The 7030-nt window shown below is 66.4% G+C and carries 8 protein-coding genes; 4 read left to right on the top strand and 4 right to left on the bottom strand.

Annotated features, from left to right (window positions below):
- From ACR2JA_RS20205 to xdhC, 3 genes are all read right to left on the bottom strand, one after another.
- Positions 1-472: alcohol dehydrogenase catalytic domain-containing protein (locus ACR2JA_RS20205; protein ID WP_434010850.1), on the bottom strand; the 472-nt coding region annotated here is incomplete at its 3' end.
- A 46-nt stretch (positions 473-518) separates the two neighbouring features.
- Positions 519-1718: a urate hydroxylase PuuD gene (locus ACR2JA_RS20200; RefSeq protein ID WP_434010849.1), complete on the bottom strand. Its 1200-nt coding sequence runs from the start codon at positions 1716-1718 to the stop codon at positions 519-521.
- Between the two features lie 189 nt (positions 1719-1907).
- Complete coding sequence (gene xdhC, locus ACR2JA_RS20195; RefSeq protein WP_434010848.1) at positions 1908-2735, bottom strand: xanthine dehydrogenase accessory protein XdhC; 828 nt, start codon at positions 2733-2735, stop codon at positions 1908-1910.
- A gap of 203 nt (positions 2736-2938) precedes the next feature.
- Here xdhC and ACR2JA_RS20190 point away from each other — a divergent pair, with 203 nt between their 5' ends.
- Entirely contained in the window at positions 2939-3499 is a 561-nt protein-coding gene (locus tag ACR2JA_RS20190) for a hypothetical protein (RefSeq protein WP_434010847.1), read from the top strand.
- Positions 3500-3728: 229 nt separating this feature from the next.
- Here ACR2JA_RS20190 and uraH read toward each other — a convergent pair whose 3' ends face one another.
- The gene (gene uraH, locus ACR2JA_RS20185; RefSeq protein ID WP_434010846.1) at positions 3729-4082 is read right to left on the bottom strand and encodes a hydroxyisourate hydrolase; all 354 of its coding nucleotides are present in this window, start codon (positions 4080-4082) and stop codon (positions 3729-3731) included.
- Between the two features lie 70 nt (positions 4083-4152).
- Between uraH and ACR2JA_RS20180 the strand changes: the two genes are divergently transcribed.
- From ACR2JA_RS20180 to uraD, 3 genes are all read left to right on the top strand, one after another.
- Positions 4153-4818, top strand: a complete 666-nt coding sequence (locus tag ACR2JA_RS20180; protein WP_434010845.1) for a GntR family transcriptional regulator — start codon at positions 4153-4155, stop codon at positions 4816-4818.
- 122 nt (positions 4819-4940) lie between these two features.
- Positions 4941-5894, top strand: coding sequence for an allantoinase PuuE (puuE, locus tag ACR2JA_RS20175; RefSeq protein WP_434010844.1), 954 nt, complete (start codon positions 4941-4943; stop codon positions 5892-5894).
- A gap of 10 nt (positions 5895-5904) precedes the next feature.
- Positions 5905-7030: 2-oxo-4-hydroxy-4-carboxy-5-ureidoimidazoline decarboxylase (uraD, locus tag ACR2JA_RS20170; RefSeq protein WP_434010843.1), on the top strand; the 1126-nt coding region annotated here is incomplete at its 3' end.

The raw sequence follows: 7030 nt of genomic DNA, 5'->3' as shown, positions 1-7030 counted from the left end.
CGGGCCGGATCTTGGCCACCGCGATCTCGGGCACCACGATGTAGTTGCTGAAGGTGGAGGTGCCCATGTAGTGCAGGATGGGCTTTCCGTCGATGGAGAAGCGGCTGGTGGCGTCGGGCATCAGGCCCTTGCCCTGCGTGCCGCGGATCAGCTGGCACAGGTTGGTCTTGCGGCTCAGGCAGAACTTGCACTGGCGGCATTCGGGCGTGTAGAGCGGAATGACGTGGTCGCCCTTCTTGAGCGAGGTCACGCCGGGGCCGACGTCCACCACGATGCCCGCGCCTTCGTGGCCCAGGATGGCGGGGAACAGACCCTCGGGGTCGGCTCCCGAGAGCGTGTAGTAGTCGGTGTGGCAGATGCCGGTGGCCTTGATCTCGACCAGCACCTCGCCGAACTTGGGCCCCTGCAGATCGACGGTCTCGATGGTCAGGGGTTCGCCGGCCTTCCAGGCCACGGCGGCGCGTGTTTTCATGGGGTCTCCCGTTGGATGGAAAACCCTGAGCGTAGCGCAGGACGCCCTAGTTCACAGGGGCGCCGGCCTTGAACCACTGCGCGAACAACGCTCTCTCGTCATCGGTGATGCCGGTGGCATTGTTCATGGGCATCAGCTTCTGCACCACCACCTGCTGGTAGACCATCTGCGCGTTCTTCTTGAGTTCGTCCGCCGAGTCCAGGCGCACGCCCTTGCTCTGCAGGGCTTCGCCGTGGCACATCACGCAGCGCTGCGCCACCACGGGCTGGATCTGCGCATACCCGACGGCGGCGGGCGCCGCTGCAGACGGTGCCACGGGCGCCGGGCGAAGCCAGACGATCAGCCCCAGCAGCACCACCACGCCCACGGCCGCGTACTTCCAGGGGTGCGGGTTGCGGCCCAGCTTGTAGCCGTGGCGCATGACGAAGAACTGGCGGATGGCCGCGCCCGCGAACATCATGCCGATGAGGATGAGCCAGTTCTGCGGGTGCGCGTAGGTGAAGCTGTAGTGGTTGCTCAACATCGCGAACAGCACCGGCAACGTGAAGTAGGTGTTGTGCACGCTGCGCTGCTTGCCGCGGATGCCGTGGATCGGGTCGACCGGGCGGCCGGCCTTCATGTCGGCCACCATGGTGCGCTGGCCGGGGATGATCCAGAAGAACACGTTGGCGCTCATCGAGGTGGCGAGCATCGCGCCCATCAGCAGGAAGGCGGCTCGGCCGGCGAACATCTGCGTGGCCGCGTAGGCCGCCACGCAGACCAGCACCAGCACCAGCGCGCCCACCTTGGCGTCGCCGTTTTTCGTCTGCCCCAGGGTGCGGCAGATGGCGTCGTAAGCGAACCAGAACACCACCAGGAAGGCCAGCGCCGCGGCGATGGCGCCGGCGGGCGACCATTCCATGATGCGCGGGTCGATCAGGTAGACGCTGGGGCTCCAGAGGTAGGAGATGAGGAACAGCGCAAAGCCGGACAGCCAGGTGGAATAACTTTCCCAGTAAAACCAGTGCAGGTGCTCGGGCAGCTTGGGCGGCGCGGCCTTGAACTTGACCGGGTGGTAGAAGCCGCCGCCGTGCAGCGCCCACAACTCACCGGACACGCCGTCTTTTTTCAGCTGCTCGTCTTCGGGCGGCGTGAGGCTGCTGTCCAGAAAAACGAAATAAAACGAAGAGCCGATCCAGGCGATGGCGACGATGACGTGCAACCAGCGCAGCAGCAGGTTGGCCCAGTCGAGCAGGTAGGTTTCCATGGCACCTCAACACGTGGACGGTGTGTCCGTCAGGGTTTGCGACTCACCACCGCGGGCGCTCTGAGTCGACTGAGGGCCGCGATGAGTGGGGTTGCGCCCCACCCGCTCCGCTGCGACCGAACCAAAAGTGTATACAGTTTTTGGCAACATTCCAACAGCAAAAGCCCCGTACGGCCCGCGCGCGGGAACTCAGGCAGGCGGCGAATCCGCTGCCTCTCGCAAAAGCAACAACTGCGCCACGACCGACGCAGCGATCACCTCGGGCGCCTTGTCCTCGATGCCGGGCAGCCCGATCGGGCAGGTGACCAGGGCCAGCTCGGACTCGGTGAAACCACGTTCGGCCAGACGGCGGCGAAAGCTCGCCCATTTGGTGCGGCTGCCGATGAGGCCGATGAAACGCAGGTCGGCCCGCTCGCGCCGGCGCCGCAGGCAGGCGGCCACGATGTCCAGGTCTTCGGCATGGGAGAAGCTCATGATGAGCACATGCGCCCCCGGGGCCAGATCGGCCACCGCGGCCTGCACGGGATCGGAATGTTCGGTGTGCACCTGGGCGGACACGTCGGACGGGAAGACCTCGTCACGGCTGTCCACCCATTGCACGGCGAACGGCAGCGGCGCCAAGGCCTGCACCAGCGCCCGCCCCACATGCCCACCACCGAACAGCGCCACCGGCGTGAGGCGGGGCGCCAGCCGCGCGCGCAGAGCGCTGGCATCGGCCATGTCCACCGGCTCGCAGTGCAGCACCAGGCTGCCCCCGCAGCACTGGCCCAGGCTGGGCCCAAGGGCGGCGGCGTGCTCCCACGGTTGCGGATCGCCCCCGGCCAGTCGCTGGCGGGCCTGCTGCAGGGCGCTCCACTCCAGCTGGCCGCCGCCGATGGTGCCCACCTGGTGTTTAGCGAACACGGCCATCCAGGTGCCCTCCTCACGCGGCACCGAGCCGCGCGTGCGCCCGACCGTGACGAGCACGGCGGGTTCGAGCGCCAGACGGTTGAGGAAGTCCTCCAGGTGGTGGGCCATGTGTGGTGTGTTTGCAATAAAAACGTGTAAAAACGTAAGTGCGGTCAACGCTCGGCAGTATCGGGCGAGCATGCCACGGCGCCCGGGTTGAACCGCCATACACTGCATACGCCGGCGCGTATGGCCGCCACCCGCAGGACCGGTGGCGCCTCAGGCACCGGTCGGTTCCGCTGCTGTCCAGTTCGTCACCCCTGAGAGTCGTCATGTCCCAACCGTCACCCCAAGCCCCCCGTCCCGCCACACTGGGTGGTCTGTTGTCCGCGTTGACCGCAGCCCTGCTGGCCGCCTGCTCGACGCCCATGCCCCCGCCTCCCGTGGCAGCCCCCACGGCCCCGACCGCTCCGCGACCCGCCGCACCCGTGGCCACGGCGCCCGCCCCGGCACCTGCCGCCGCCATCCCGCTGCCCCCAGGCGCACAACTGTCGTCAGCCGCTTCGGCCCAGGACTACCGCAAAGACGGAGCGCGCCACATTTACGCGCAGAACAGTCACCGCATCTACAAGGGCAAGATGCCTCCGCTGCTGCAAGGCGTCGGCGTGATGCAGATGGACATCGACAGCCGCGGTCAGATCGTCTCGATGAGCTGGCTGCGCCCGCCCAGCCATGCCGGCGCCCGTGCCGAAATCGAGCGCACCGCACGCGCCGCCGCGCCCTACCCGGTGCCGCAGCGCCTGGGCCGCGTCACCTACACCGACACCTGGCTCTGGGACCAGAGCGGCCAGTTCCAGCTGGACACGCTGACCGAAGGTCAGCGGGATAGGTAGAACTTTTCCCTCCTGCGCGCCTGACGGCGCTTCCCCCCTGCTGCGCGGGGGGACAGTCCCTGTGGCCGGGCAAAGCCCGTTCCACGGGACCACTGGATGGGGGACACGCACTCCGACGATGTGATCGGGGCGCAATGACTGTTTCGAGGATGCGGTGGAACCGGCTTTGCCGGGCCACTCGCATCGCCCCCTGGGGGGTGACGCCGCAGGCGGCGCGGGGGGATCGCGCCTAACTTCCCCGGTACGTGCTGTAGCTCCAGGGGCTGACCAGCAGCGGCACGTGGTAATGCTGGTCGGTGTGGGCCACGCCAAAGTCCAGCGCCACACGGTTCAGAAAATTCGGCTCGGGCAAGGCCACGCCCCGGGCCGCGAAATACCCCTTCACATCGAACACCAGCCGGTACGTGCCGCGCTGCAGACTGGCGTTGTCGTACAGCGGCCCGTCCGGGTTGCGGCCGTCGTTGTTCAAGGTGAAGCGTTTGACCAGCGTGGCCTGCTCGCCGTCGGTCGTGTACAGCTCAACGCCCATGCCGGCCGCGGGGCAGCCGTGCATGGTGTCCAGAACGTGTGTGCTCAATCCCATGTCGGTATCCTTGGTGGTTGGTCGACCAAAATTGTATACACTTTTTGTTTTTCCCGATATGATGAACCGCATGGAAACCTCCAGCACCCGCCAGATCGTCGAGTCGCTGACCCGCGCCATCGTCGAGCACCGCCTGCACCCCGGCACCAAGCTGGCCGAGCAGAAGCTGGCCGACCACTTCGGTGTCTCGCGCACCCTGGTGCGGCAAGCGCTGTTCCAGCTGTCGCAGAACCGGCTGATCCGGCTGGAGCCGGCCCGCGGGGCCTTCGTGGCCGCACCGTCGGTGGACGAGGCCAAGCAGGTGTTTGCCGTGCGCCGCATGCTCGAAGCCGAAATGACGCGCGCCTTCGTGAGACAGGTGACCCCCAGCAAGATCAAGGCCCTGCGGGAACACGTCGCGCAAGAAAAGCTGGCCGTGGCCAACGAGGACGTGCCCGGCCGCACCGAACTGCTGGCCGACTTTCACGTGCGCATGGCCGAACTCATGGGCAACCAGGTGCTGGCCGAACTCTTGCGTGAGCTGCTCTCGCGTTGCGCGCTGATCATGCTGATGTACCAGAGCACCAACGCGGCCGAGCACTCCAACGAGGAACACGCCGACATCGTCAAGGCCCTGGCGGCCAAGGACGAAGCACTGGCCGTGCGCCTGATGAACGAACACCTGGAACATGTGGAAGCGGGCCTGACCTTCGACCGCAAACTGCCCACCAACGACATTTCGATGGCGCTTTCTTAGACCCCCCCGTCGCTTGCTCGCTGCGCATAGCCGCTCAGCCCCTCAAGGGGCAGCACCAGCGGCCTGGCAGAGCCAGTTCCGCGGTGCTACTGGACAAGACCACTCACTCGTCACTTTTTGTTATGACCGTCTACGACTCCACTGCTCCCTACCCCCGCGATCTGATCGGATACGGCCGCGACGTGCCACACGCGCGCTGGCCGGGCGGCGCGCGCATCGCCGTGCAGTTCGTGCTGAACTACGAAGAGGGTGGCGAAAACTCGGTGCTGCACGGCGACCCGGCCAGCGAACAGTTCCTCTCGGAAATGTTCAACCCGGCGGCCTTCCCGGACCGGCACGTCAGCATGGAAGGCATCTACGAATACGGCTCGCGCGCCGGGGTCTGGCGGCTGGTGCGGGAGTTTGAAAAGCGGGGGCTGCCGCTGACGGTGTTCGGTGTCGCCACCGCGCTGCAGAAGCACCCCGAGCTGACCGCTGCCTTCCAGCAACTGGGCTACGACATCGCTTGCCACGGCCTCAAGTGGATCCACTACCAGAACATCGACGAGGCCACCGAGCGGGCCCACATGGCTGAGGCGATGCAAATCATCGAAAGGCTGACCGGTGAGCGCCCGCTGGGCTGGTACACCGGCCGCGACAGCCCCAACACGCGCCGCCTGGTGGCCGACTTCGGTGGCTTCGAATACGACAGCGACTACTACGGCGAAGACCTGCCGTTCTGGATGAAGGTGCGCAAAACCGACGGGACGGATGCGCACCAGCTCATCGTGCCCTACACGCTGGACTGCAACGACATGCGCTTTGCGCTGCCACAGGGCTACTCGCATGCCGACCCGTTCTTTCAGTACATGAAGGACAGCTTCGACGCGCTCTATGCCGAAGGCGACCCGGAGGGTCTGGACCGGCCCAAGATGATGAGCATCGGCATGCACTGCCGCCTGCTGGGCCGCCCGGGTCGCATCACCGCGCTGCAGCGCTTCCTGGACCACATCCAGTCGCACGACAAGGTCTGGGTGGCGCGCCGCCTGGACATCGCGCGGCACTGGAAAGCCACCCACCCGCTGAACCTTGCCTGAGGCCGCCCACATGCCCCTGACCCTGGACCAACTCAACGCGGCGCCCCTGTCCGAGGCGCTGCAGATGCTCGACGGCCTGTACGAGCATTCGCCCTGGATCGCCGAGCGTGCACTCGCCCAGCGGCCCTTCGCCTCACTGGCGCAGCTCAAGCACGCGATGACGCGCGTGCTCGATGACGCCGGTGTCGAACCGCAGCTGGCGCTGATCCGCGCCCACCCGGAGCTGGCCGGCAAGGCGATGGTGAGCAAGTCGCTGACCGCCGAGTCGACCAACGAGCAGACCAAGGCGGGCCTGACGAACTGCACGCCCGAAGAGTTCGCGCACATCCAGCAGCTCAACGCCGCCTACAACGCGCGCTTCGGTTTCCCCTTCATCCTGGCGGTGCGCGGCCCGCGCGGCACCGGCCTGACCAAGGCGCAGATCATCGAAGCTTTCGAGCGCCGCGAGCACGGCCACCCGGACTTCGAGCGCGCGGAATGCGTGCGCAACATCCACCGCATCGCCGAGATCCGGCTGAACGACAAGTTCGGCTTCGAACCGCTGGACGGCCAGCGGGTGTGGGACTGGCAGGAAACGCTGGCGCAGCACAGCGACCCTGGCTATGCGGAAAAAGGCCAGCTGACCGTGACCGACCTGACCGACGCGCACCGCGCCTGTGCCCAGCGCATCAGCCACTGGATGAAGGACTGCGGCTTCGACGAGATCGAGATCGACGCTGTCGGTAATGTGGTGGGCCGTTACCACGCTGCCACACCCAACGCCAAATACCTCATGACGGGTTCGCACTACGACACCGTGCGCAACGGCGGCAAGTACGACGGGCGCCTGGGCATCTTCGTGCCCATGGTCTGCGTGCGCGAGCTGCACCAGCAGAAGAAGCGCCTGCCCTTCGACATCGAGGTCATCGCGTTCGCCGAAGAGGAAGGCCAGCGCTACAAGGCCACTTTTCTGGGATCAGGTGCCCTGGTGGGCGACTTCAAAGCCGAGTGGCTGCAACAAAAAGACGCGGATGGCGTCACGATGCGTGAAGCCATGCAGCACGCAGGCCTGTGCATCGACGACATCGCCAAGATCCGTCGTGACCCGACCCAGTATCTGGGCTTCGTGGAAGTGCATATCGAGCAAGGCCCTGTGC

It is taken from the genome of Hydrogenophaga sp. (assembly GCF_051007235.1).
GTDB lineage: Bacteria > Pseudomonadota > Gammaproteobacteria > Burkholderiales > Burkholderiaceae_C > Hydrogenophaga.
The sequence above is the reverse complement of the archived record's forward strand: the minus strand, read 5'-3'. Positions and strand labels throughout refer to the sequence as shown.

Bases quoted from the DNA above. Each gene is read 5' to 3' on its own strand.
- ACR2JA_RS20200 (WP_434010849.1), bottom strand. From the start codon at position 1,718: ATGGAAACCTACCTGCTCGACTGGGCCAACCTGCTGCTGCGCTGGTTG.
- xdhC (WP_434010848.1), bottom strand. From the start codon at position 2,735: ATGGCCCACCACCTGGAGGACTTCCTCAACCGTCTGGCGCTCGAACCC.
- ACR2JA_RS20190 (WP_434010847.1), top strand. From the start codon at position 2,939: ATGTCCCAACCGTCACCCCAAGCCCCCCGTCCCGCCACACTGGGTGGT.
- uraH (WP_434010846.1), bottom strand. From the start codon at position 4,082: ATGGGATTGAGCACACACGTTCTGGACACCATGCACGGCTGCCCCGCG.
- ACR2JA_RS20180 (WP_434010845.1), top strand. From the start codon at position 4,153: ATGGAAACCTCCAGCACCCGCCAGATCGTCGAGTCGCTGACCCGCGCC.
- puuE (WP_434010844.1), top strand. From the start codon at position 4,941: ATGACCGTCTACGACTCCACTGCTCCCTACCCCCGCGATCTGATCGGA.